We start from the raw sequence: 25,279 nt of genomic DNA, 5'->3' as shown, positions 1-25,279 counted from the left end.
CTCAGTTTATTATTTCTCCAATTAAAATCAATAATTATAAATATTTAGACATGAAGTAATTATCGAACTGAGGTTAAGAGTAAAGTAGTATTAAGTATTGATGAGCATATTTGTGAAATTCAAAGGATTCATTTAGCTATAACACAAGCTAATGAATGGAAGTTTGATTTTAAATAATTAGAAAAAAGCTTTTACAATCCCAAAATATTCATGAACTACTCTTTGAGTGATATAAAAATTATATGCACTTGGTAGTATTTTAAGATCTGGAACAAGTTTAGATGAGGCTAAACTAATAGTGTTTATATCAAACCTATCAAAAAGTATTTTAGCTCTTTTATAATGGATTCCTCCAGTTACGAGACAATAAGTTTGATCTTTTTTTAAAAGCTCTTTGGTATATTTAGCATTTTGATATGTGTTTTTAGATCTTTTTTCTAAGAGTATCTTAGAATTTGGTATTCCTAATTTTTGTAGCTCTTTTGCATAAATTTCAGCTTCTGATATATTCTCTCCACTAGGTACACCACCGGTTACTATAATTTCTTGTGGGTATTTATTATAAACTTCAGCAGTCTTAAGTATACGATCATATGCTCCAAGGCTTGGCTCTATTTGCCCAAAAGCATTATTTAACCCTGCTCCTAATAGTATAATTCCATCTGTTTTGGCGCATGCTTTGATATCTGAAGTTTCTGCCTGGATTGGTTTTGCTAAAAAGTATCCTATAATACCACTACCAATTAAGTAGTAAATTATTGTTAGAGCTACTAATAAATAGCGTAAATATCCTTTTGAACAAATACAGCAAATAATTAAAGCTAGTAAAAATAGACAGCCAATATCTAATAAATTACTCATATTAACCCCATATTTATTTCGCAAAGAAGCCACCTAGCATTTGAGTATGTGTTTCAGTACCTTTATTATTACAACCACGAAATGATACGCAAGTATGTTTAGCAGTTATTTTTATAGAAACATCTTCTGTCCCAAGTATAAATTTTAGACTTTCAAATATTTGAGCTGTCATTCTTTCTTGTATTTGAGGGCGTCTAGCAAAGAAATCACAAATACTATTTATACGACAAAGACCTATTATATTATTATTCTTTGGAATGAAAGAAACTTCAGCAGTACCTTCAAATGGCACAAAATGATGTTCACAAAATGACATTATGGAAATATCTTTTTGAGTTAGAACTCCATTATATTTAAATTCATTTTCATATAAAGCACAGGCTGGAAAATTGTTATAATCTAAACCATTAAAAATCTCTTGGGAGAACATTCTTGCAATTCTAAAAGGAGTTTTTTCGAACTCATGAGTTTTTAATCCAAGAGTATCTAATATTTCTCGATATGCTTTAGATATTTTCTCTATTTTTGTGTCATTATCGATGTTAAATTCTCTTGGCTGTTCTAAGCCTAGTTTTATCAGATGTTCACGAACGTTTTTACCTAGATCAGAGCAATATGTATTTGCCATTTTAAGATTTAAATCTCATATAATTGAGTATTAGCAATATTATATTATTTAATAAATCATCTTTATAGAGTAAATGTTGATTATTAGTGTTAATATAGCTAGGTTAAAAAATATAGGAAACAATGATACATGCAATTCTCAGACTTAGGTTTAAATTCTTCAATCTGTAATGCTTTAGATAAAAAAGGCTATACTAAACCAACTACTATCCAAGAAAAGGCTATCCCATTAATTTTAAAAGGTAATGATGTAATGGCATCAGCACAAACTGGTACTGGTAAAACAGCGGGTTTCACATTACCTGTTATACAAAGGCTTTTAGATCAGCCAAAAGCTCAAGCAAATAAGATTAAAGTTTTAGTTTTAACACCAACCAGAGAACTAGCAGCTCAGATTCAAGATCAAGTTAGACTGTATGGAGAAAATACTCATATACGCTCAGCAGTGGTATTTGGTGGAGTAAGTATAAATCCTCAAATGATGAAACTACGTAAGGGAGTAGAGATATTGATAGCTACTCCAGGCAGGTTGCTTGATTTATATGGTCAAAATGCTATTAAGTTTGATAGTTTAAATACTTTGGTTCTTGACGAAGCAGATAGAATGTTAGATATGGGGTTTATAAATGATTTAAAAAGAATACATAAGCTTTTACCTAAAAAGATTCAAACGTTAATGTTCTCGGCTACTTTCTCACCAGAGATTAAAAAATTAGCAAATGAGTTTCTCAATAATCCTCAATCTGTATCTGCAGATGTTGTAAATACTACTGTTAAAAAAATTACACAGAAAATCTATACTTTAGATAAAGCCAATAAAATTAATGCATTAATAGCCTTAATAAAAGAGCAAGACTTGCATCAAGTATTAGTTTTTTCTCGTACAAAACACGGTGCAAATAAGATCTCAGAAAAACTTAATAAAGCAGGTATAACAAGTAGTGCTATTCATGGTAATAAAAGCCAAACTGCGCGTACAAAAGCGTTAGCAGATTTTAAAGCAAAAGAAATAAATGTACTTGTCGCTACAGATATAGCTGCTAGAGGTATTGATATTGCGCAACTTCCGTGTGTTATAAACCTTGATTTACCAAATGTTGCTGAGGACTATGTTCATAGAATTGGTAGAACTGGTAGAGCAGGACAAGATGGTTTAGCAATATCTTTGGTTAGTGCAGATGAAGTAGAGTCATTATCTAGTATTGAGCACTTAATAGGGCATCTTTTACCTCGTGATGAATTAGAAGGTTTTGAAGCTACTCATAATGTACCTGTGACTAGTATGTCACGCAAGACTAAAGTAAAAAAGATCAATGAAGTTAAAATAATTGCAGCTAAAAGAGCAAATAAGAATAATAGAAATAGTACCCCAAAGAAAGCTTCTAATCATAATAAAGATTTTGCGAAGAAAATCAGACAAAAGATTAATGCTAATAAAAGTGTTAGAAAGCCTAAAGCCTAAAGCCTAAAGCCTAAAGCCTAAAGCTGAAAGTTAGCTTAGAAAACTAAATTTGATTCTATAACTTGATTTTGAAAAGGACATAATTAGTCTTTATATCTTTGTAGTATAATCAGCATGATACTGCCAATACAGATTAGGATACCTTCTAAATAAAAATAACTAATAGATATGTATGACTCAATATATACAATTACCCCAAAAGCAAAATATTGTATTAGTGAAAATAGTCCAGATGCGGCATTAAACTGTGTTTTAACATTTGTAAAAACCCTAGTGCTAGCAATAGCAAATGATATTGCTGATGCTAAGTTTAGTAGTACACCAGGAATTACATATATATAAGCATGATTCCAGGTTTTAAAACTAACTATAAGAGCTAAAATACCTCCTGATATAAAAATAACAATACCTAGCTTTACTATAGAGTTTTTATGCATGAATCTTTCTAAGATACTAACTAGAAAAGGGCATAATAATCCTGGTAATGCTAATGGAAATAAGTATAGAGCAATATATTTTGAATTAATATTAAATGTATCAGCTAGCCAAAATGGTAAAGCAATAATATAGGTCCAGGCAATACCATTTAAAATTGCAACAAATAAAGTATATCTGATAAAAAGTTTTGTTTTTGTATGTGAGAAAATTGAAAGAATATTTTTTGCAAAACCCACTTTCTCGACAGGGTTATTTTTTTCTCTCGAATTATCTAGCTTATATATTGCACTAATTACTATTACAAGCCAGATAAGAACAAGTGCATAGCCAAATTGCCAACCAAGATAAAATCCAATCCAACCAGAAAAAAATGGAATCATAAATGAGCAAAAATATACTCCCATAAATGTAATAGCAATAGATCTTTGTTTCTGTTGAACTTGATCAAAATAGATAAAAGGAAAGCTTCTAGAACATACTGAAAGGGAGAAGATAATACTAGTTGCTACAATATATGTAAAAGTGAATATTATAATATTTGAAGTTAAAAGCATTATAGCTGTTATTATAAAACTCAAGCTGCTAGCTATGATAGCAAAGTATTTAAGACCTATTTGATCAATCAAAGGTCCCCATAGTAGGGGTGATAATGAAGATATAACAAGAGAAAGAGATAGTATTTGTTGGATACTTTGATGTGATACGTTAAAGAAGTTACTCATATCGTCTACAAAAGGTAAGCCAGCCTTTGTAATTACCCAGTAAGAAATCATTAATATCATCGGGTAGTAAGCTAAGTAGCCACTTTGTATAGTCTTTTGGTTTGATTTTGTCATTTAAGAAACAAAATTATATCTTTGATGTCCAAATTATAATGATATTTGCTAGAAAATATAAGCTCATCAAATTTTCAGTTTTAGAAAAAAGAGAATTATTGAATATAGAATTCTGCTATTTAAATATATTTTTCATTTATAGTATGTTCGCTATACTGAAATGTAGATACAAAAATCACATAGGTTTACCATATGAAAAAGTTATCTACAATGGCCATAATATTTATATCTACAGGCGGGATGATTGGTAGTGGTTGGTTATTTTCCCCATATTATGGATTTCAGACTGCGGGCCAAGGGGTTATAATCTCATGGTTCATTACAGCTTTCCTTACTTTACTTGTGGCGTTGTGCTTTGCAGAAGTAGCATCTATGTTACCTATAGTTTCTGGTGCAATGAGATTTTTACGTATTACTCATTCTCGAACATTAGGTTTTTTATTTGTTGTATTGGGATGGATAAGCTATATTGTATACTTACCGTTAGAATCACAATCTGTAGTTCAGTATTTAGGGTTTTGGTTTCCTAATCTTGTTGACTCTAGTGCTAAAGGAGTATTTTTATCATATTATGGTGTAGTTATTGCATTCTTAATTATGTTGAGTGTGACATATATAAATACCTTTCAGTTAAAAAATGTTGCGAAGATTAATTCTATAGTTAGTATTTGGAAGATTCTTTTGCCAATGGCTATTGCTGTTGGAATGTTATCTGTTTATGGGTCTTTCAAAAACTATCATGCAAATACGGCTCATATACATGTGAATTTTGAGCATGTTTTATTAGCTGTTACAGGTTCTGGTTTGGCTTTTGCTTTTTCTGGATTTCAAAATGGTTTAATAGTGGCAAATTCTGCAAAAAATCCTAAATTAGCAATTCCACTATCTCTTATAGTCCCTGTAGTTGTTGGTCTAACAATGTATATTTCTCTATCGCTAATGTTTATGTTTTGTGTCCCTGGATTGGTGAAAAATTTCTCGGCAGGAGTGGCTCCTTTACTAGGCTTATTAAGCTTATTTAGTTTACATATTATTTATACAATACTATTTATTGATGCAGTAATTGCTCCATTAGGTACAAGTAATGTATTTACAGCTGTTACAGGTAGGATTCTTCAAGCGTTTGGATTAGAATTTTTTAAAGATTCAATATTGACTAAGTTAAATAAAAATAATGTGCCAGTATTCTGTATTTGGATAAATTTTTTTGTTGGCTTAATATTTCTATTCCAATTTCCAACTTGGACAACATTAGTAGATTTTCTATCCTCTTTAGTTCTATTTAGCTGTTTATCAGGTCCTGTTGTTTTAATTATTTTTAGAGATAAATTCCCTAAGATGCAAAGAAGATTTAAATTACCTTTTTATCAATTATTTGGATATTTAGGGTTTATATCTTGCTCATACTTTGTATATTGGTCAGGCACCTTTAATTTATTATGTCTTGTAATACTTGTTTTGTTAGCTTGTATTTTTTATTGGTTTGTCTTTATGCGTTATCAGTTTTTTGAATTATTTAAACAAACGTGGTTTGTTTGTGGATATATTATATGTTTGTGGGGAGTGTCATTTGCACATGAGTTAAAACTAATAGCATTTCCTTACGATAATCTTGTAGTTGCTATAATTGGTATTATATTTCTTAAAATATTTACTTCTACTCAAGCTTCTACAAATATAATTCAAGAGAATATGAAAGATGTAATATTAGAAATTGAAAATCTTAAAAGTAGTTAAAATAATTCTATTAATTATTAGTATTTATTTAAGACTTTATTGGATTTTATGCCTTTGTAAAATAATGAGTAAAGCACCACAAATACAAATCAAAACTCCTTCTAAATAAAATAAATCTATAGATATATATGACTCAATAAATACAAGTGCTCCAAAGGCAAAATATTGTATTAGTGAAAATAGCCCTGAGGCAGCATTAAATAAGGTTTTTACGTTTGTAAATATTCGAGTACTTGCAATAGAGAATATTATCGAAGATGCTAAATTAAGTAATACCCCTGGAATGACATATATAAACGCATAGTTCCATGTTCTTAGACCAACTAGTATTGCCAACACACCACTTAATATAAGAATTGTAAGGCCAAGCTTAACTATAGAATCTCTATGTATAAACTTATCTAAGATCTTAATAATTATAGGGCAGAGTAATCCAGGAAGTGCTAATGGGAACAAGTAAAAGGCTAGATACTTTGCACTAATATTAAAGGTATCAGCTAACCAAAATGGTAAAGCAATAATATAAGTCCATGCAATAGCATCTAAAATTGCCACAAATAATGTATAACGAATAAACCATTTTGTTTTTATGTGAAAGAATATCGTGGTGATATTTTTTATAAAGCTTGTTTGTTGAGTAGTAGTTTGTCTTTCTTTTAATTTAGATATAGCAATAACTATAACTATAAGCCATATAAGTACGAGTACGTAACCAAATTGCCAACCTAGATAAAACCCAATCCAACCTGAGAAGAAAGGAATCATAAATGAGCAAAAATATACTCCCATAAAGGCAATAGATATTGCATGTTGTTTCTGATGAATATTATCGAAATAAATAAATGGAAAACCTCTAGAACATACTGAAAGGGAAAGGATAATACTTGTCGCAATAATATAAGCTAAGGTAAATACTATAATATTTGCGGTTAAAAGCATTACACTAGTTATTATAAAGCTTAGGGTACTTGCATAGATCGCAAAACGTTTAAGGCCTATTTGATCAATCAAGGGTCCCCATAATAATGGAGATATTGATGAAATAACCAGTGATAATGATAATATTTGCTGAATGCTTTGATGAGATACGTTAAAGAAATCACTCATATCATCAACAAAAGGTAAACCTGCTTTTATAATTACCCAATAGCAACTCATTAGTATCATTGGATAGTATGCTAAATATTTATTTTGTAGTATTTTTTCGTTTGGCAGATTCACTATTAAAAGAAATATAATTTAGTTTTTAATTATACAAATTATAATGAGATTTATTAGAAAGAATATTCTTTTATGCCTCAGTAGTGTTTGATAATTATATATTTAGTTTGTAGTAGAAAAACTAAGCTAATAATCATATCATATAATCTATATGTACTTGATTTTACTATAGATGTCCTATTCAGAAGCAGATACCAAAGCCAAGCTTATAACACCAAAATTACGTCATAGTGGTTGGGATGAACGCAGTATTACCCGTGAGTATTATTTTACAGATGGGCGTAAACAAGCAGGCGGTACTAGAGGTGAGAAAAAATTTGTTGATTATTTATTACGTTATCAAGATATAAACTTAGCAATTGTTGAGGCAAAGAAAGAAGATGTAAACTATAAACAGGGTCTACAACAAGTTATAGCTTATGGTAGAGCATTAGATGTTGAATATGTCTACTCTACAAATGGGCATAATATCCTTGAGTATCATATCCCAACAGGTCAAAGCCAAGATATAGATGAGTTTCCAACTCCTAGAGAACTCTTTGAGCGTAAATATCCAAATATCAACAAAATTAGACAAAATGTAGTTACACAAGAGTTTTTCTCAGATGGTACAAAGACACCGCGCTATTATCAAAAGATAGCAGTACAAAAAACTATAGATGCTCTTAGTAGTGGACAAGATAGAATCTTACTAACATTAGCGACAGGGACTGGTAAAACATATATAGCTTTTCAGATAGCATATAGAGTACTTGAATCAAGATGGCGAAAGAACGATATAGGTAATAAAAAGCCACGAATCCTGTACTTGGCAGATAGAAATATCTTAATAGAACAAGCTATGAATGAGTTTAATCCGCTAGAGAATGACTGTAAAAGATTACAAGGTGTATCGATTAAGAAAAATGGTGGTAAAGTGCCACTAAGTGGTAATGTGTTTTTTGCGATTTATCAAGCAGTAGCCGAGAATAAAAATCGCCAGTATTTAGCTACAGATAGTGAAGATGATAGCCTAACAGCATACTATAAACAGTATCCAGCAGATTTCTTTGATTTGATAATCATAGATGAGTGTCATCGTGGTAGTGCAAATGATGATAGCTCATGGCGTGAGATTATTGAGTATTTCTCTAGTGCTGTACATCTAGGGCTGACAGCTACACCTAAAAGGGATGTTAATGGTGATACTTATAGCTACTTTGGTGATCCTATTTATGAGTATTCGCTTAAAGATGGTATTAATGATGGTTTCTTGACTCCATATAAGGTTAAACGCATTACGACAAATATTGATGAATATCGACCTAATACTCATGATAGTGTAGATGGGGATTTGCCAAATAAAGTCTATGGTATCAGCGATTGGGAAAAAACTATCACCAGCCAACAACGCCATGAGCTAATAGCAAAAACTGTACTTGATAATATCAATAAGATGGATAAAACTGTAGTCTTTTGTAAAAATCAGCCGCATGCTCTTGAGCTAAAGCTTGCTATAGATAGATTTAAAAAAGTCAAAAATCCTGACTACTGTGTGCGTGTGACTTCTGATGAAGGACAAATTGGGCGAGATTATCTCGAGCAGTTCCAAGATAATGATAAAGATATACCTGTGATTTTAACATCATCAAAAATGCTAACTACTGGTGTAGATGCTAAAAATGTCCGAAATATCGTCCTAACAGCTCCGATAGAGTCAATGATTGAGTTTAAGCAGATAATTGGTAGAGGTACACGAACTTTTGAAGGTAAAGATTTCTTTACAATCCTAGATTTTGTCAAAGCTAGCGATAAATTTTATGATAAAGATTGGGATGGTGTCGCTGATGTAGTTACAGATGTCAAAGCTGATGGCAAATCTAAAGATGATGTAAAAAAAGTTAAAGAAATAGATCCTATAGAAAATCTCAAAGATAATGAAGAACCTACCAAGCAAGAGCCAATTAATATCACAATTAAAGGGCGTAAGCTCAAAGTACTAGATATAGAGACTAGTTATGTCGGTGTCGATGGGCGACCGATTGCAACACAAGAATATCTTGAGCAACTAATAGGCGTACTAGGTAAATACTGTCAGCATAATGAGCAAGTTCTCAAAGATGCTTGGGCAAATCCTAAATATAGGCAAACACTATTAGCTAAACTCGAGGAGATGCTAAGCTTTGGACAAAATATTGATAATATCAAAGCTATATTTAAAGCTAAAGATAGTGATATCTATGATGTGCTAAATCATCTGGTATTTAGTAAAGATATCATCACTCGTGAGCAAAGGGCAGTTGCTGCAGAATCATCAGAGTTTATACAGCAGTTACAAAATGCTAAGGCGAGAGAGTTTCTACTCTTTGTCTTAGATAAGTATAAAAAAGATGGTGTAGTTGAACTAGAGCAAAAAAGACTACCATCATTAGTTGAGTTAAGTGGTTTGGGGACAGTTTCGGAGCTTGCCAATGATTTTGGTGGTATGGCACAGTTAAAAGAAAGCTATTTGCAATTGCAGAGGGAGATTTATAGGTAAATTGATAGAATTTATGGTAGGGATCGAATCCATTTCGACCCTAACTATAAAAATGTGTGGAATATGGTTATAAAAGGGCAGATATAGAATCTGCCCTTACGACAAATAATAAAATTGTGAAAATGTATGGTAGGGGTTGACCTGTGTGTCAACCCGTTATGAAATATAAACTACAATGTAAAATAGGGCTAACACATAGGTTAGCCCCTACGGTAAATTGATAAATAAAATGCAGGGGTCGTGCCTTGTGCCGTCCCTTTTTATGGTTGATTTAAAATAATGGATACAAGGGCAACCACAAGAGATTGCCCCTACAACAAATTATAAATTTGTGAAAAAATATTGTAGGGGTTGGTTTTATGCCAACCCAATATATAAAACAAAAATTACAGTCATCCTGAACTTGTTTCAGGATCTCAATAGGATTGAGAGTATGGTGAGATGCTGAAATACTTGTGCTGAGCGTAGTCGAAGTAAATTCAGCATGACAATAAAATATGTTATGGAAAAAACAAAAAAATGAGCGAATTATACAAACTGCCAGCAGGGTGGGAGTGGAAGGATTATAAAAAAGTTTTTGAAAATATTTCTTCAAAACCCTTTCAAATTCCTAAATCTGAATATTTGGATAATGGAAGTTTTCCAGTAGTAGACCAAAGCAAAGATTTTATTGTGGGCTATTCTTCTGATGAAACTAAGCTTCATGAAAATAAAGATAAGTGTGTTATTTTTGGTGACCACACAAGACAAATTAAATTTGTAGATTTTCCTTTTGTAATCGGTGCTGATGGAACAAAAATATTAAAGTCCAAAAATGATGATGATATTAAGTTTCTGTATTATCAGCTTTTATCTAAAAATATAAAAAGCTTAGGATATAGTAGGCATTTTAAATTAGTTAAAGAATTTCGTTTTGCAATTCCAAAACTAACCGAGCAAAAGCGAATAGTTGCCAAGTTAGATAGTCTTTTTGAGAAAATTGATAAGGCGATAGAGCTACACCAACAAAATATCACAAATGCTAATATTCTAATGGCTAGTACCCTTGATAAGACTTTTAAAAAATTGGAAGGGGAGTATGGAAATAAAACTTTATCTGATAGTGTAGAAAATCCTAAGAAAGATATTGTAGATGGACCATTTGGTTCTAATCTTAAGGCAACTGAATATATCCAAAAAGGAGTGCCTATTATTAGAATACAAAATATTCAGAGATTAGAATTCATAAATAAAGATATTAAATTTGTTTCAGAGGAAAAAGCAGAGTTTTTAAAAAGACACTCATTTATAGCTTCTGATATAGTTATAACAAAACTAGGAGAGCCTTTAGGTAAAAGCTGTATTGTACCTGATAATTTAGAGCGAGGTATAATTGTTGCTGATATTATTAGAGTAAGAGTAGATAGTTCTAAGTCTAAAAATAAATATATTATGTATGCTATAAATTCTGCTATTGCTATAAATCAGTTCTCAGAAAACTCGATGGGATCTACAAGGCAAAGAGTTAAGCTATCTATTGTTAGAGACTTAAAAATCCCATTACCACCCCTACCAATCCAACAACAAACCGTAGAGTATTTGGATAGTATTGCTACAAAAGTCGATAAGATTAAGCAATTAAATGAGCAGAAATTAGAGAATTTAAAGGCATTAAAAGCCAGTATTTTAGATAAGGCATTTCGTGGTGAGTTGTAACATTTAATTGTAGGGGTTGACCTGTGTGTCAACCCATTATGAAATATAACCCATAATGTAAAATAGGGCTAACACATAGGTTAGCCCCTACGACAAATTATGGATTTGTGAAAATGTATGGTAGGGGTCGTGTCTTGTGTCAACCCATTATGAAATATAAAATATAATTTAAAATAGGGCTAACACATAGATTAGCCCCTACGATAAATTATGGATTTGTGAAAATGTATGGTAGTGGTTGTGCCTTGTGCCACCCCATTTTATGATAGATTAAAATAATGGGTACAAGGGCAACCACGAGGGATTGCCCAAACAATAAAAATATTGTAAAACATGACAAACCAAAATAACCAAACAAAATATTTTAAAAATCGTAAAAATTTACGATTGAAATATTATGATTATTCATCAAATGGTGCATATTTTGTCACAATATGTGTTAATAATCGTGAATGTTTGTTTGGTGATATTATTGATGGTCAGATCTGTTTAAATGATGCTGGGCAAATGGTGGAGAGAATCTATCATGATTTAGAAAATAAATTTGCCAATATACAATGTGGTGAATATGTGATTATGCCTAATCATTTTCATTGTGTAATTCATATTTGTAATGATGGATATAGGACGAATGAAAGGGCAAATATAGAATTTGTCCCTACAAAGGTTCCTGTAGGGGTTAACCTATGTGTTGACCTTAAATTAGAAAAGGGCGAACACGTAGATACGCCCCTACATAAAATAATTCAATGGTTTAAAACCATGACAACCAACGCATACATCAACGGTGTAAAAACCAAAAATTGGCAACCATTTGATAAACGCTTGTGGCAACGAAATTATTATGAACATATAATTAGAAATGAAAAATCATATAATGAAATTATAAAATATATCCAACTAAATCCTTTGAAATGGGAATTAGATGAATTAAACCCAAAACTTGAGAATAAAAATGCAATCAAAGATAAATAGAATAACAGACATACTAAGGCGAGATGATGGAATCAGTGGGGCGATGCACTATACTGAGCAAGTCAGCTGGATTCTTTTTTTAAAATTCTTGAATGACTATGAGAATGAAAAATCTCTAGAGGCAGATCTAACAGGTGAAGAATATACATTTGTCCTAGATGAAAAATATCGCTGGAATGCTTGGGCAGCTCCCAAAGGTGCAGATGGTAAACTTGATGTTATCAATGCTAATAGCGGTAGTGATTTACAAGAGTTTGTTAACAAAGAGCTTTTTCCATATCTGAAATCTTTTAAATCTATAGATGAAAATGTCAAAACTCTAAAATATAAAATAGGTGCAGTATTTGAGTATATAGATAATCGTGTAGCTAGTGGTCATACTCTACGCGATGTTATCAATGAGATTGATGAGCTAAACTTTAATAAAAAAGAAGACCTATACCAATTATCACAAATCTATGAAAACTTACTTAAAGAAATGGGGTCTGATGGTGGTAATAGTGGTGAGTTCTACACGCCAAGATCATTAGTTAAGGCTATTGTAGACGTGGTTAATCCTCAAACTGGGCAAACTGTCTATGATCCAGCAGCTGGTACTTGCGGCTTTTTGATAGATGCTTATGAGCATATGTATAGCAAAGAGCTATCAACTACACAGTTAGAGTTTCTTAATGAAGAGACTTTCTTTGGTAAAGAAAAAACTCCTTTGTCATACGTAATGGGTATGATGAATATGATTCTACATGGAATTACATCACCAAATATTACTAAGGCTAATACACTTGTTAAAGATATCCGTAGTCTTGAGGAGAAAGATCGCTATGATATTATCCTTGCTAATCCACCATTTGGCGGTAAAGAAAAAACAACTATTCAAACTAACTTTCCCATCAAATCAAATGCTACAGAGCTACTATTTTTACAGCATATTTACAAAAGTCTTAAGCTTGGTGGTAGATGTGGTGTGGTAGTGCCAGAGGGAGTACTTTTCCAGACAAATAATGCTTTTAAAAATGTCAAAAAAGAATTACTTGAAAGCTATAATGTACATACTATAGTTTCATTACCTGCTGGGGTATTTTTACCATATAGTGGTGTTAAGACAAATGTGATTTTCTTTGATAGAGAGGGTAGCACTACAGATATTTTCTATTATGAAATTACACCACCATATAAACTAACCAAAAATAAGCCGATTCAGTTTGAGCATTTCAAAGAATTTTTAGAAATTTGGCAGTCACGTAAACTTACAGAAAATAGCTGGATAGTTAAAGTAGAGGATATCAAAGACTATGATATATCAGCTAAAAATCCTAACAAAATTGAAACTATTGAGCATAAATCGCCGTTAGAATTAGTCAATGAAATCAAACAAAATACCGCTGAGATAGATAAGCTAATAGGTGAGATTGAAGCAGTACTAAAATAACTCCATCTGCCTATCATCAACTTCTCCAAGACGTATACCAATACCTATTAAACGAATTGGATAGTTTTGTTTCTTATGTAGCTCAATTATTAGATTTTTAAGGGCTTCTTTATCTAGCGTTTTAGCAACTCTAGTTAGACTTGTTTTATTAAATCTTGTATCAGTAAACTTTACAAATATACCTACGATACTTTTATAATGCTCATCTGACATTCTGCTAGTCAGCTTTTCATATAAACTAGGTAGTTTTTCTAGACAAGCACCTAAAGTCTTTAAATCATCTAGATATGTGTTTTCAACACTTACAGATTTCCGAATGCGGATCGGGTTAACTTCTCGGTTATCAATACCTCGAGCATAGTTATACAAGCTAGCACCAAATTTACCAAATTTATCTAGAAGCGTATTTAGATTAATCTGCTGTAATTCTGAGCATGTTTCAACGTTCATACTTTTTAGTTTTTCTTGAGATACTTTACCAACACCAAAAAGCTTTTTAACAGGTAAGTTTTTTATAAACTTATCAACTTGGTTAGGAGTTATAACATATAGTCCGTTTGGTTTATTTATATCGCTAGCTATCTTTGCCAAAAGCTTATTTGGAGCCACACCAGCTGAGCCTGTTAGACCAGTTTTATTAAATATTTGTTGCTTGATAGCTTGAGCAATTAGAGTTGCACTATTTTTATACTCAGTAACATCTGTGACATCTAGATATGCCTCATCAAGAGATAGAGGCTCGACTTTATCTGTAAAAGAGTGAAATATTTCTCTAATAACACTAGAGGCCGCTTTATATTTTGCAAAATCAGTATTTAGGAGTATTAGGTTAGGGCACTTTTGTAGCGCAATAGATGTAGGCATTGCAGAATGGACACCATATTCACGTGCGATATAGTTACATGTGGAAATTACACCTCGTTTAGGATTTGTACCTCCAACTGCAAAGGGTTTATCTTTTAAGCTTGGATTTGCTTTTTCCTCTACTTGGGCAAAGAAATAGTCCATATCCAGATGTATAATTTTTCTGACTTTATCCATGGCTATTATTTATAAATATCTGCAAATTCATCTATAGTTGCATCTTCTTGCCAAGAGTATTCTATCTCGATACTTTTTTGCTTTGCCACATCATAGCCGAATAAATCTGCAATAAATCCCAAGCTCATATCTATACCAGCACTAACTCCTGAGCTTGAATAGATATTACCATCTTTTACCCATCTGGCTTTATCTATCCATTGTACATTTGGAGCTATAGATTTTGTCCAGTTTAGAGCTTTTTTATTTGAAGTGGCTTTTTTATTATCAAGTAATTTTGTCTGTGAAAGTAGCGAAGATCCTGTACAAACTGTAAGTATATATTTTGCATTAGTTGCTAACTTAGCTAGCTCTGCCATTAGTTTCTTATCATATATTAACTGGCGAGTACCCATACCACCAGGAACAAACAATATATAATCTTTTGAGTTTGCTTGATCTAGCTTTTTAGTAGCTATTGAGACATTTTGACTGCTAGTAATATTTCCACCTTCTAGAGAGTAGTAATCAAGTTTGAAATGCTCTTTAAAACTTCCTAAAATTTCTACGGGCCCAAATACATCTAATGTTTCAAACTCATTAAATAATACAATTACTACATTTACCATTTTTTAGTTATTAAATAATAATTTTATGCTAATAATTATATCATGAGTGCCAATAAGTTACTTTTTATAAACTTTAAATAGTGTAAACTCACAAAATATATTTTTTATAAAAATCTTAGTAAATAAGAGGAGAGCATCTTTTATGATGTTAATAGTTATTAAGTTAGCCTTATCGGTAGTTATGGTTTTAGGTCTTATCTATATTTCTGAAAAAAATTCTCGACTAGGAGGATTGTTTTCTGGCCTACCTTTAAGTGTTGGTATTTTTACATACTTTTATGCTCATCAAAATGGTGTTGGATTCTTAGTTAACTCTATGCCTTATGCAGTTGCAGGTTTTGCAAATACATTATTATTTACAATAGGTTTTTATTTAGGTGGAAAAATATGTGCTAATCAACGTTTTTTAAACACACTTAGTGCTCTTGTAGTAGCCTTGATTATATATTTTATCAGTGGCTACTTTGTGACTTTATTAAATTTGAATCTAATATTAGGCTTTATTATATTTTTATTACTGATGATAATAAGTATTGTCTTTTTTTCTTATATTCCAAATACTATAGAAATTACAAAGAAACATGAATCAAAACCTATAAATAAGCTAATGGTGATCCTATTTAGGATTATCTTTGTCTCAGTATTAGTTTTATTAATTACAGGGGTATCCAAATTAGTAGGGCATAAATGGGCTGGAATATTTTCTTCATTCCCAGTGATGTTAGCATCAGTAAGTACAGTATTGATATTTAGCTATGGTCAAAAAGTATACCCTAATGTACTTAAACATTTCTCATATGGTGTTTCGATTTTAGTAATATATGATTTATTGATTTTTTGGTTATATCCAACTATAGGGATCAATTTAGGTACAATAGTCGCATATATTATCTGCTTTATTTACTTAGTATTTCTAAATAAGTTAAATCGCTAACTTATCTTTAATAAACTCCTTTTATATATATCCTTAGCGTATATAATTTATGTAATTAAATATTTATATTAAAACAAATGATTTTCTTTAAAAATATATCTTATCAAGTTGAGATCAAAGAGCTATTTAGCGATGTTAATTTTTCTATTTTTCCAAACCAAAAAATAGGTTTAGTAGGTAAGAATGGTACTGGTAAAACTACACTTTTTAATTTAATACAGGGTAATTTAACACCTGATAAAGGTGACATTGAAATTGCTAAAAATACTCGTATAGTTACTGTAAAGCAAGAGGTCGATGATTTTGAAGCTAAAGTTATTGATTATGTAGTTAATGGTATAGAGTCTTTAAAACAGTTAAAACTAAAGATGCAAGAATCATTAGCTACAGAGAATTTTGTTGATTATTCAAAATATCATGAAGAGTACGAATCTTTAGGTGGTTACGCTATAGAGTCACAGGCGGGGAAGTTACTATCTGGATTAGGATTTAGTGTTAGTCAGCTACAACAAAAAGTAAAAGAACTATCAGGTGGTTGGCAGATCCGATTAAACTTAGCCCAAGCATTATTACAAGAGTCTGATATTTTATTACTTGATGAGCCAACAAACCACTTAGACTTAGATGCAGTTTTATGGCTTGAAGAATATCTACAAGAATATAAAGGCTCTTTACTACTTATCTCACATGATAGGATTTTTTTAGATAATGTCGTTAAACAAATATTTCATATTGAGAATAAAAATATAGCTACTTATACAGGTAATTATTCATCGTACGAAAAGCAAGCATATGAACAACAAATTCTACAACAAAAGCAGTTTGAGAAACAGCAGAAACATATTGCACACTTACAGAGTTTTGTTGACAGATTTAAAGCCAAAGCTTCTAAAGCAAAACAAGCTCAAAGTCGTGTTAAAATGCTTGAGAAAATTCAGCGAGTTGAAGCAGTTAAGACAGAGTCTGATTTTAGTTTTGAATTTAAGCAAGTAAAAGAACATTTAGGAGGAACTTTAGTTAGTCTACAAAATGCTAATCTTGGTTATGGTAATAAAAAAATCTTAAATAATGTAAAACTAAATATCTATAATGAGATGAGAATAGGTCTTTTAGGTTTAAATGGAGCAGGTAAATCAACTTTGATAAAATCTCTAATTGGTGAGATTGATATTTTATTAGGCAAAATTGAAAAACACCCAAATCTTAGAGTAGGATATTTCTCACAGCATTCTTTAGATATGCTTGACTCTGAAGCCTCACCTTTGTTACATATGCAACGCTTAGATTCTAAAGCAACTCAAGAAAAACTAAGAACTTTCTTGGGAAGCTTTAACTTTGTTGGTGATAAGGCCTTGGCAAAAGCAGGTACTTTCTCAGGTGGCGAAAAAGCTCGTTTAGCTTTAGCTATGATTGTCTATCAGGAGCCAAACTTTCTCTTACTAGATGAGCCAACGAACCACTTAGATATTGGTGTGAGAGAAGCTTTGACTGTAGCACTACAAAGTTTTCAAGGAGCTATTATTTTAGTCTCGCATGATAGGTTTTTACTTGAGTCAACAGTTGATGAATATATGCTAGTTGGAGAAGGTCAGGTTAGAGCTTTTGATGGAGATATGAAGGATTATTATAAGTATATTCTAGAGTTTAAAAAAACAGAAAATGACTCATTAAATTCATCTTCGGAGTCTAATAATGATGCTAAAAAGCAAACTAGAAAATTATCAGCAGATAAGCGTAAGCAGTTAAAGCCGCTACAGGATAAAATTAAGAAGCTTGAAAGAACATTAGAAAAATTACAGCAACAGGATTTACAAATGCAACAAGCTTTACAAGATAATAGCCTTTATGATGATAAGGTAAAATTACAACAAACTATATTGGAGCACTCTCAGTTAAAAGAGAAAATTGAAGAGACGGAATTAGAGTGGTTTGAAGCTTTAGAAAAGGTAGAAAATTTAAAAGATAATGTTTAATATTCTTCACAAACTTTAGGGTTTGTATTATGATAGATTATTATTTAAGGTTTTACAGGGTCATTTAAATGAATATTCAACAGGCTAAGAGTGAAAAAACTAAGCAAACGATAGTTGAAGCAGTTTACCAGATTGTTCGAGAAGAAGGGGTACACGCTGTATCTTCTACTAAGATTATTAAAACAGCAGGAATTAGTAAGGGTAGGTTTTTCCACCATTTTCATCAAGTAGAGGACTTATATCTATATGTTTTAGATAGATATATTGAAAAAACAGAAGTTGTATCTCCAAAAAAGTTTAAAAATTTTAGAGAATTTGTTTCTGGTTATATTAAATATAATTTTGATATATTAGAAAAGACTCCAGAAGAAATTGTTATAATTTTTTATTTCTATGGCTATAGTCAAAGTAACTCTAAATATAAGGATAAGTTTAAAGATATGTTAAAGAGTTCTTTTCATAGGTGGATGAGTCAGATCTCTGTTCACTTTGAAACTAACATATCAGAAGAGCAAAAGGATCGTTTACTAAGGCTACTAGATATGTATATTTGTGGTTTAGGTTTTCATTATTTAGTTTGGAAAGATAAGAAACTTTACCATAAAGTTAATAATGATTTAGTAGATATGATTACTAACTTCTTTGACCAAGAATAATAATTGTAAATTAGTTAAGAGCAATAAAGCTTATTTAGAGAAATAGTTCTTAGGCTTATGAGTAAGCCTCATCCCAGTTACCAGTCAAACCAGCAACTTCATATTCTGTTACTCGATTTTCAAAGAAGTTTGTATGATCAGCTCCATTTAAGATCCATTCTAGCCAAGTTAAAGGATTCTTCTCAACATTATATATTTCATTTAGTCCTAATTGATTTAAACGTCTATCAGTAATATGACGAATATACTCTTTTACTTCATCAGCATTTAGACCTTCAATAGTTCCTATTTCATATGCAAGATCAATAAATCTATCTTCTAGTTCTACAGCTTGGGTAGCCATCAGATAAATTTCTTTTTTAAACTCATTATCAACGATATACGGGTTTTCTTGACAATATATTCTAAATAATGCTGCATTACCCTCTACGTGCATTGATTCATCACGAATCGACCACTCAACTACTTTACCCATGCCTTTCATTTTACCAAAACGTTGGAAATTAAGTAACATTGCAAATGATGCAAATAGCGCGACACCTTCATTAAATACTGTTTTAGCTAGACATAACCCTAAACCTCTACGCGTAGATGGGTCAGCATCCATCATAAATTCAATTTTATCAGTCATCGCTTTATATTCTAAAAATGCGTGATATTCAGAGTCAGGAAGTCCTAAGGTATCATTTAGTAGCGCATATGCTCTTTGATGGATACCTTCACGAGCTGCAAATGATCCTAGCATGTTACGTACTTCATTATTTTTAAAAGCAGGGATGAATTGATCATAGTAGTTTTGGCCAACTGCAACATCAGACTGTGTAAATAGTCTTAGAATATTTGTTATATATTCTTTCTCAATCTTTGTTATTTTACCATTTTTCCAATCAGTGACATCTTCTGAAAGGTCAATCTCATCTTCAATCCAATGTGCTTTTTCATGCTTAACTGTTAGATCAACAGCCCAAGGATAGCTAAATGGTTTATATGTCTTTGAGAACGTTGTCAAAGATGAACCTTTAACTCTAGCTATAACTTCGCCAGCTCTAGCCATAAGATTATCATAACCACCAATATGTACGTCACCTACAAATATTTGTGGTACAGTTCTAACATGTTCCTCAATAAGAAGTATATTTTTATTTACTTCAGAATAGAACTTAGCTCTCTTTTCATCATCATCAAGAGTAATTTGTGTAAAAGGGATATCATTTGCTCCAAACCAACTTTTCGCAAGGTCACAAAAAGGACAGTTTGTTTTTGTATATATTTTTACTTCCACTATTTTACCTACTTTTTACTTAAGATTTTTTCAGCATTAGCTTTTAATTCTGTAAAGCCACCGATATGAACATCATCAACAAATATTTGTGGTACTGTTGAAATAGGGTGATTCACTTTACCACTTTTATTCATATCATCATAAAATTTGACACGTTGAGAATAATCGTCCATAACAATTTCATCAAAAGCTATATTATTGTCATCAAACCATTGTTTTGCCCAAACGCAAAAAGGACAACCATTTCTGCTGTATATTTTTACTTTCATATTTTATCCTTCACAAGCAATACATTCATTTTCAGACTGTTTAAGTTCAGAGAACTCAACAAGTCTTTGTTTCTCAACCTTTTTAGAAATATTTTCTGCTCTATTAGATGTTTCAGTTCTTAGATAATATAAACCCTTACAGCCATATTTCCAAGCATTAAAATGAGCCTTATGTAAATATTCTCTTGATGCTCCTGCTGGGAAGAAAATATTTAGAGATTGACCTTGGCATAGGTATTTTTGACGTTCACCACCAAGGTGAACAACCCAATCCTGGTCCATTTCAATAGCAGTTTTAAATACATCTTTTACTTCTTTGCTTAAAAAGTCTAATTGCTGTACAGAGCCTCCATTTGTAATAATGTCAGACCAAACTTCTTCATTATTTCTACCAACTTTTTCAAGCTCTTGCTCTAGATATTTATTTTTTGTTAGATGAGATCCTACTCTTGTTCTAGATGTAAATGCATTGGCTTTCCATGGTTCAATACTAGGTGAAGTATTAAGTATTAGAGAGCTATTAGCATTTGGTGCAATAGCTAATAAATGTGCATTTCTACGGCCAGTACCAGCCATGTCTGGAGCTTCACCTTTTTCTTTACCTAGTATTAAAGTTTCCTCAACAGCTTGATCTTTTATTCTTTTAAATATTTCTTCATTAATTTCTTTAGCTCTTTGAGATTCAAAAGCAACGCCATGTTTTTGCAAGTACGAATGAAAGCCCATAGCACCTAAGCCAAGACTTCTTTCACGAGATGCGCTATATCGTGCTTTAGATATCTCATCACCGGCATGATCTATGAAAAATTGTAATACATTATCTAAAAATCTAATCAAATCTTTAATAAGAGTAGTATCTTTCCATTCATCATATTTTTCTAAATTTACTGAAGATAGACAACATACTGCTGTACGGTTTTCATCAGTAACTAAGTGTATCTCATTACATAGATTTGAACCTTTGATAGTTAGGCCAAGTTCTTTTTGAGATTTTGGTAATGCTCTATTTGCAGTATCTATAAAGTTTAGATATGGTTCACCTGTTCTGTAACGAGTTTCAAGTATTGTTTCCCAAATCTTACGAGCTTTAACAACGTCTCTAACTGATTTATCATCAGGGTCTACAAGTTTCCAGTCGTCATCATTAGCTACTGCTTGCATAAAATCATCTGTAAGATTTACAGCATGATGAAGATTAAGACATTTTCTGTTAACATCGCCAGTAGGTACACGGATACCTAAAAACTCAACGATATCTGGATGAGATACATCCATATACGCAGCATAAGAACCCTTACGAGTTTTACCTTGTCTGTAAGCTACCATATCAGCATCTACTGTATGCATAAATGGTATTGGTCCAGGAGCTTTATCTGAAACAGCTCGAACATTTGACCAGTGCCCACCAACACCGCCACCTTTTACAGATAGCCATCTTAGCTCAGAAGAATGCTCGATAAGACCATCTAATGAATCTGGCACATATGATAAGAAGCAGCTAATAGGTAATGATTTAACCTTTGCTCCTGGTAGCGGAGCATTAGAAAGTACAGGAGATGCAAACATAAACCAACCGTTTGATGCAGCATCATATATTCTTTGCGCTAAATTATTATCGCCAAATGAGTACGCTACGGCAGCTCTAGCAAAAGCATATTGAGGAGAAGGTTCGTTCTCTAAACAATAATAGTTTGTAAGAAGTTGCTGAGCTTGTTCTGAAAGCTCACGATCTTTGGATATATTGATATTAATGCCAAGATAGTTTTTGTTAGACATAGTAAAACCTTCTTTAATATTTTATTAATATTATAAATGATACTAAATCAGTATACATTCAATTTTATATGTAAAATTTTATCAATTTTTTTTGATTTTGAAATACTAAATAATTAAATATTATTCTTGACTTTGTAGAATGAGTTTTAAGATGTAGACGGTATAAGGATTAACTACATCTTAATAAAAAATTTTATTTTGCTAAAATTTCAGCAGCCGCTTTATTTAGTTCTTTAACTGCATCTATAGATATCTGTAATTGCTCTCTTTCTTTATCAGAAATCTCAACTTCTACAGGTCTTACGCCGTTTGCAGAGATCTCAGTAGGCACACCTACAAATAGATCTTCATCTAAACCATACATGCCAACTTTTACTTTAGCAGCACATGGTAGAATCATTTTTTTATCTTTCAAATAACTTTCTGCCATTTGAATACCAGCTGCAGCAGGAGCATAGTAAGCTGATCCAGTTTTTAGTAAAGCTACAATCTCACCACCACCACTTCTAGTTCTAGCAACAATTGAATCTAATCTTTCTTGCTTTAATGAACCTTCTTTAACAAGTTGCTCAAGAGAAACACCAGCAATATTAGACATTTTAGTAAGAGGTACCATAGTATCACCATGTCCACCCATTACATAGGCTTGGACTTGTTGTACAGATACATTTAACTCATCAGCTAAGAAAGTTCTAAATCTAGCTGAATCTAAAACACCTGCCATACCTACTATTTTATTGTCTGGAACACCAGAGAACTTCTGTAGCATGTTAACCATAATATCTAGAGGGTTTGTGATACATATTACAAAAGCGTTAGGGCAGTTGTGTTTGATACCTTCACCAACTGATTGCATTACCTTAATATTGATACCTAAAAGGTCATCACGAGACATCCCAGGTTTTCTTGCAACACCAGCTGTTACAATAACAACATCTGAGTTTTCAAGATCTCTAAAATCATTTGTACCTCTAACTTTAAAATCAACACCTTCAATTGGGCAAGTTTGTAATAAGTCAAGAGCTTTACCTTGAGGCATACCTTCAGCGATATCAAATAAAACTACATCGCCTAGTTGTTTGATAAGTGCTAAATGAGCAAGTGTACCACCGATATGACCAGCACCGATAAGTGCTATTTTTTTTCTAGCCATTAAAATCTCCTTTTTTATGCTAAAAAGTGAATACAAGAAATATGGGTGTAATTATACATAATTATCTGCTTGTTATTCAATGAAAACTTTTGTAACAAGCATAGTTTATATTTATAATATAAATCAAATAAATTTATCTACCCATTGCATATATGCAAAAAAAATATACTCAAAATGTAGGCTTATACTTAGGTATTATAGGCTTAATAATATTTATGTTTGGTTTAACTGAAACAAATATTTCTACTAAAAATATGGTTGTATTAGTAGCAACATTTTTTTTATTTATTTCGGCTGCTATACAGAAGGAGCCATTTTTTAGTGGTTCACAAGCCATAGCATTTGTTAGTGCTATTATGGTTTTTCTCCAGGTGCAAAGGGTATACAACCTAGGAGTTTTTATATTACTAGTAGTTATATTTTGCATTTACTATTTTAGTAGGCATAAATTAAATATCCCAAGAATATTTGCCTTTGTTGGTTTAATATCTTTATCTTTAGGTATACTCTTAGGCAGAAATGAGCCTATGGTTGTATGCGGTATTGTTTTAGCTATTTATGCAGTGTTTTCTATAAAAGAAGGCTATAGCGTAGGCTGGGTATTTTTAATACTTAATATTTTATTTGCAGTTGTGGCTGCTAATGCTTTATACGGATTTTATTAAGGGAGAAGTTTATTATGAGAAAATTATCATTTTTAGATAGAGTTATTGAAGAGCTTGATAGTTATGCAAGATTTACAAAAGCTCCCTTAAATCCAAATAGGAAATCTCCAAGTAATGATATAGTAGATGGTAAGTTATCTAATGATGATAAAAAGCATGCTGCAGGACTGATGAGAGTTGATTATACTGGTGAGATTTGCGCTCAAGGCTTATATAGAGGTCAAGCTAGTGTAGCAAAATCGGTAGAGACTAAAGAGCATTTATATCATGCTGCAGATGAAGAGTATGATCATCTAGCATGGTGCGGAGAAAGGCTTCAAGAGTTAGATGCTAAACCAAGTTTACTTAATCCATTTTGGTATTGGGCATCATTTGGTATAGGAGCTACTGCAGGGTCAATAAGTGATAGTTTAAGTTATGGATTTGTCATAGAAACAGAAAAACAAGTAATGAAACATCTAGACTCACACTTAAAAAGCTTACCTATAAATGATAATCGCTCGCGTGAAATCCTCAAACAGATGTATATAGATGAATCAGAGCATGCGATTGAAGCAGAAAAAGCAGGAGGTAAAAAATTACCTAAACCTGTTAAAGTGATTATGAAACTACAATCAAAAGTTATGACAACTCTAGCGTATAGATTTTAAATTTCACAATCTTTAAGCTCTAGATTATAAACTTGACTTTTAAGCCTTACTTTCGCAGCTATTGCTTCTCTATGTAACATGGAGTTGCTTTTATATGAACTATCCATATAGTCCCTATAGCCTCCTTCTCCTAGCATATATGCTAAATATAGATCAAAGCTATCGGAAGTTCTTATGTGGAGTTTATGAGCTAGTCGTGCCATGTACCAATCTACGAATTCAACACTATCATTAAAACTATTACGCTTAGCATTAGGCTCAACATCCTTTTGAAATACTTTCCAAGTACCATCTAACGCTTGAGCATAACCAAATGCAGAAGAGTGTCTATTTTTTGCATTAGCATGAAATTTTGATTCCTGGTGTATAACAGCTAGCGTAAATGCAGGAGAAATATTGGGACTGTTGAAATCTGATATTAATTTTAAAATTGTTTAAAATATACTGAAAAGTAATATATGATTTTTTTATGT

22 protein-coding genes and 1 pseudogene are annotated in these 25,279 nt (G+C 31.8%); 12 read left to right on the top strand and 11 right to left on the bottom strand.

The window, feature by feature from the left end:
- Window positions 1–177: 177 nt before the first annotated feature.
- On the bottom strand, window positions 178–861 hold the full coding sequence (locus AB8E56_RS07010; protein WP_329479477.1) for a YdcF family protein: 684 nt from the start codon (window positions 859–861) through the stop codon (window positions 178–180).
- Window positions 862–874: 13 nt separating this feature from the next.
- Window positions 875–1,489, bottom strand: a complete 615-nt coding sequence (gene folE / locus AB8E56_RS07005) for a GTP cyclohydrolase I FolE (protein WP_329479475.1) — start codon at window positions 1,487–1,489, stop codon at window positions 875–877.
- Between the two features lie 129 nt (window positions 1,490–1,618).
- On the opposite strand from folE, the gene AB8E56_RS07000 reads away from it, so the two are divergent.
- Complete coding sequence (locus AB8E56_RS07000) at window positions 1,619–2,950, top strand: DEAD/DEAH box helicase (protein WP_329479473.1); 1,332 nt, start codon at window positions 1,619–1,621, stop codon at window positions 2,948–2,950.
- Between the two features lie 83 nt (window positions 2,951–3,033).
- On the opposite strand, the gene AB8E56_RS06995 is transcribed toward AB8E56_RS07000, so the two are convergent.
- Window positions 3,034–4,224, bottom strand: a complete 1,191-nt coding sequence (locus AB8E56_RS06995) for an MFS transporter (RefSeq protein WP_329479472.1) — start codon at window positions 4,222–4,224, stop codon at window positions 3,034–3,036.
- Window positions 4,225–4,416: 192 nt separating this feature from the next.
- Between AB8E56_RS06995 and AB8E56_RS06990 the strand changes: the two genes are divergently transcribed.
- On the top strand, window positions 4,417–5,961 hold the full coding sequence (locus AB8E56_RS06990) for an APC family permease (protein ID WP_329479470.1): 1,545 nt from the start codon (window positions 4,417–4,419) through the stop codon (window positions 5,959–5,961).
- A 36-nt stretch (window positions 5,962–5,997) separates the two neighbouring features.
- Here AB8E56_RS06990 and AB8E56_RS06985 read toward each other — a convergent pair whose 3' ends face one another.
- Window positions 5,998–7,182: an MFS transporter gene (locus AB8E56_RS06985; RefSeq protein ID WP_329479468.1), complete on the bottom strand. Its 1,185-nt coding sequence runs from the start codon at window positions 7,180–7,182 to the stop codon at window positions 5,998–6,000.
- Between the two features lie 172 nt (window positions 7,183–7,354).
- Between AB8E56_RS06985 and hsdR the strand changes: the two genes are divergently transcribed.
- The 5 genes and pseudogenes from hsdR to AB8E56_RS06960 all read left to right on the top strand — a co-directional run bounded on the left by hsdR (window position 7,355) and on the right by AB8E56_RS06960 (window position 13,799).
- On the top strand, window positions 7,355–9,700 hold the full coding sequence (gene hsdR, locus AB8E56_RS06980) for an EcoAI/FtnUII family type I restriction enzme subunit R (protein WP_329479466.1): 2,346 nt from the start codon (window positions 7,355–7,357) through the stop codon (window positions 9,698–9,700).
- A gap of 519 nt (window positions 9,701–10,219) precedes the next feature.
- Window positions 10,220–10,780, top strand: a pseudogene (locus AB8E56_RS06975) (restriction endonuclease subunit S); the annotation flags it as partial.
- Window positions 10,766–11,395, top strand: a complete 630-nt coding sequence (locus tag AB8E56_RS06970; RefSeq protein ID WP_329479483.1) for a restriction endonuclease subunit S — start codon at window positions 10,766–10,768, stop codon at window positions 11,393–11,395. The pseudogene AB8E56_RS06975 and the gene AB8E56_RS06970, both read left to right, overlap by 15 nt.
- A gap of 333 nt (window positions 11,396–11,728) precedes the next feature.
- The gene (locus AB8E56_RS06965) at window positions 11,729–12,370 is read left to right on the top strand and encodes a transposase (RefSeq protein WP_329479464.1); all 642 of its coding nucleotides are present in this window, start codon (window positions 11,729–11,731) and stop codon (window positions 12,368–12,370) included.
- Complete coding sequence (locus AB8E56_RS06960) at window positions 12,351–13,799, top strand: class I SAM-dependent DNA methyltransferase (protein WP_329479462.1); 1,449 nt, start codon at window positions 12,351–12,353, stop codon at window positions 13,797–13,799. Before AB8E56_RS06965 ends, AB8E56_RS06960 begins: the two co-directional genes overlap by 20 nt.
- Here AB8E56_RS06960 and dinB read toward each other — a convergent pair.
- Both dinB and AB8E56_RS06950 read right to left on the bottom strand, forming a co-directional pair.
- Complete coding sequence (dinB, locus tag AB8E56_RS06955) at window positions 13,791–14,840, bottom strand: DNA polymerase IV (protein WP_329479460.1); 1,050 nt, start codon at window positions 14,838–14,840, stop codon at window positions 13,791–13,793. The two genes, AB8E56_RS06960 and dinB, sit on opposite strands and share 9 nt — an antisense overlap.
- 5 nt (window positions 14,841–14,845) lie before the next feature.
- Entirely contained in the window at window positions 14,846–15,448 is a 603-nt protein-coding gene (locus tag AB8E56_RS06950) for a DJ-1/PfpI family protein (RefSeq protein ID WP_329479458.1), read from the bottom strand.
- Between the two features lie 142 nt (window positions 15,449–15,590).
- On the opposite strand from AB8E56_RS06950, the gene AB8E56_RS06945 reads away from it, so the two are divergent.
- The 3 genes from AB8E56_RS06945 (at window position 15,591) to AB8E56_RS06935 (ending at window position 19,011) form a co-directional block, all read left to right on the top strand.
- Entirely contained in the window at window positions 15,591–16,382 is a 792-nt protein-coding gene (locus AB8E56_RS06945; RefSeq protein ID WP_329479456.1) for an MFS transporter, read from the top strand.
- 77 nt (window positions 16,383–16,459) lie between these two features.
- Window positions 16,460–18,355, top strand: a complete 1,896-nt coding sequence (locus AB8E56_RS06940; RefSeq protein WP_329479454.1) for an ATP-binding cassette domain-containing protein — start codon at window positions 16,460–16,462, stop codon at window positions 18,353–18,355.
- A 68-nt stretch (window positions 18,356–18,423) separates the two neighbouring features.
- Window positions 18,424–19,011, top strand: a complete 588-nt coding sequence (locus tag AB8E56_RS06935; RefSeq protein WP_329479452.1) for a TetR/AcrR family transcriptional regulator — start codon at window positions 18,424–18,426, stop codon at window positions 19,009–19,011.
- Window positions 19,012–19,066: 55 nt separating this feature from the next.
- On the opposite strand, the gene AB8E56_RS06930 is transcribed toward AB8E56_RS06935, so the two are convergent.
- From AB8E56_RS06930 to mdh, 4 genes are all read right to left on the bottom strand, one after another.
- Window positions 19,067–20,296, bottom strand: coding sequence for a ribonucleotide-diphosphate reductase subunit beta (locus AB8E56_RS06930; protein WP_329479481.1), 1,230 nt, complete (start codon window positions 20,294–20,296; stop codon window positions 19,067–19,069).
- A gap of 5 nt (window positions 20,297–20,301) precedes the next feature.
- On the bottom strand, window positions 20,302–20,562 hold the full coding sequence (locus tag AB8E56_RS06925) for a glutaredoxin (protein ID WP_329479450.1): 261 nt from the start codon (window positions 20,560–20,562) through the stop codon (window positions 20,302–20,304).
- Window positions 20,563–20,565: 3 nt separating this feature from the next.
- Entirely contained in the window at window positions 20,566–22,338 is a 1,773-nt protein-coding gene (locus tag AB8E56_RS06920; RefSeq protein WP_329479448.1) for a ribonucleoside-diphosphate reductase subunit alpha, read from the bottom strand.
- Window positions 22,339–22,531: 193 nt separating this feature from the next.
- Window positions 22,532–23,491 (bottom strand): malate dehydrogenase, encoded by a 960-nt coding sequence (mdh, locus tag AB8E56_RS06915; RefSeq protein ID WP_150467350.1) that lies wholly within the window; start codon window positions 23,489–23,491, stop codon window positions 22,532–22,534.
- Window positions 23,492–23,643: 152 nt separating this feature from the next.
- Between mdh and AB8E56_RS06910 the strand changes: the two genes are divergently transcribed.
- On the top strand, window positions 23,644–24,156 hold the full coding sequence (locus AB8E56_RS06910) for an MFS transporter (RefSeq protein WP_329479445.1): 513 nt from the start codon (window positions 23,644–23,646) through the stop codon (window positions 24,154–24,156).
- A 14-nt stretch (window positions 24,157–24,170) separates the two neighbouring features.
- Window positions 24,171–24,806: a 2-polyprenyl-3-methyl-6-methoxy-1,4-benzoquinone monooxygenase gene (gene coq7 / locus AB8E56_RS06905; RefSeq protein ID WP_329479443.1), complete on the top strand. Its 636-nt coding sequence runs from the start codon at window positions 24,171–24,173 to the stop codon at window positions 24,804–24,806.
- Here the strand turns inward: coq7 and AB8E56_RS06900 are convergent.
- Window positions 24,803–25,201, bottom strand: a complete 399-nt coding sequence (locus AB8E56_RS06900; protein ID WP_329479479.1) for a transglycosylase SLT domain-containing protein — start codon at window positions 25,199–25,201, stop codon at window positions 24,803–24,805. The genes coq7 and AB8E56_RS06900 overlap by 4 nt on opposite strands.
- Between the last annotated feature and the right edge of the window lie 78 nt (window positions 25,202–25,279).

Origin of the sequence: Francisella sp. 19X1-34 (genome assembly GCF_041102755.1) — a bacterium.
In the GTDB taxonomy this organism is placed as follows: domain Bacteria; phylum Pseudomonadota; class Gammaproteobacteria; order Francisellales; family Francisellaceae; genus Francisella.
Note: the sequence above shows the minus strand (reverse complement) of the source record. Positions and strands in the feature narration are given on the sequence as shown.

What these genes read in the sequence shown, in the direction of transcription:
- coq7 (WP_329479443.1), top strand. Translation starts at nt 24,171, where the DNA reads ATGAGAAAATTATCATTTTTAGATAGAGTTATTGAAGAGCTTGATAGT.
- AB8E56_RS07010 (WP_329479477.1), bottom strand. Translation starts at nt 861, where the DNA reads ATGAGTAATTTATTAGATATTGGCTGTCTATTTTTACTAGCTTTAATT.
- dinB (WP_329479460.1), bottom strand. Translation starts at nt 14,840, where the DNA reads ATGGATAAAGTCAGAAAAATTATACATCTGGATATGGACTATTTCTTT.
- AB8E56_RS06990 (WP_329479470.1), top strand. Translation starts at nt 4,417, where the DNA reads ATGAAAAAGTTATCTACAATGGCCATAATATTTATATCTACAGGCGGG.
- folE (WP_329479475.1), bottom strand. Translation starts at nt 1,489, where the DNA reads ATGGCAAATACATATTGCTCTGATCTAGGTAAAAACGTTCGTGAACAT.
- AB8E56_RS06925 (WP_329479450.1), bottom strand. Translation starts at nt 20,562, where the DNA reads ATGAAAGTAAAAATATACAGCAGAAATGGTTGTCCTTTTTGCGTTTGG.
- AB8E56_RS06950 (WP_329479458.1), bottom strand. Translation starts at nt 15,448, where the DNA reads ATGGTAAATGTAGTAATTGTATTATTTAATGAGTTTGAAACATTAGAT.
- AB8E56_RS06910 (WP_329479445.1), top strand. Translation starts at nt 23,644, where the DNA reads ATGCAAAAAAAATATACTCAAAATGTAGGCTTATACTTAGGTATTATA.
- AB8E56_RS06935 (WP_329479452.1), top strand. Translation starts at nt 18,424, where the DNA reads ATGAATATTCAACAGGCTAAGAGTGAAAAAACTAAGCAAACGATAGTT.
- AB8E56_RS06945 (WP_329479456.1), top strand. Translation starts at nt 15,591, where the DNA reads ATGATGTTAATAGTTATTAAGTTAGCCTTATCGGTAGTTATGGTTTTA.
- AB8E56_RS06995 (WP_329479472.1), bottom strand. Translation starts at nt 4,224, where the DNA reads ATGACAAAATCAAACCAAAAGACTATACAAAGTGGCTACTTAGCTTAC.
- mdh (WP_150467350.1), bottom strand. Translation starts at nt 23,491, where the DNA reads ATGGCTAGAAAAAAAATAGCACTTATCGGTGCTGGTCATATCGGTGGT.
- hsdR (WP_329479466.1), top strand. Translation starts at nt 7,355, where the DNA reads ATGTCCTATTCAGAAGCAGATACCAAAGCCAAGCTTATAACACCAAAA.
- AB8E56_RS06940 (WP_329479454.1), top strand. Translation starts at nt 16,460, where the DNA reads ATGATTTTCTTTAAAAATATATCTTATCAAGTTGAGATCAAAGAGCTA.
- AB8E56_RS06965 (WP_329479464.1), top strand. Translation starts at nt 11,729, where the DNA reads ATGACAAACCAAAATAACCAAACAAAATATTTTAAAAATCGTAAAAAT.
- AB8E56_RS07000 (WP_329479473.1), top strand. Translation starts at nt 1,619, where the DNA reads ATGCAATTCTCAGACTTAGGTTTAAATTCTTCAATCTGTAATGCTTTA.
- AB8E56_RS06960 (WP_329479462.1), top strand. Translation starts at nt 12,351, where the DNA reads ATGCAATCAAAGATAAATAGAATAACAGACATACTAAGGCGAGATGAT.
- AB8E56_RS06920 (WP_329479448.1), bottom strand. Translation starts at nt 22,338, where the DNA reads ATGTCTAACAAAAACTATCTTGGCATTAATATCAATATATCCAAAGAT.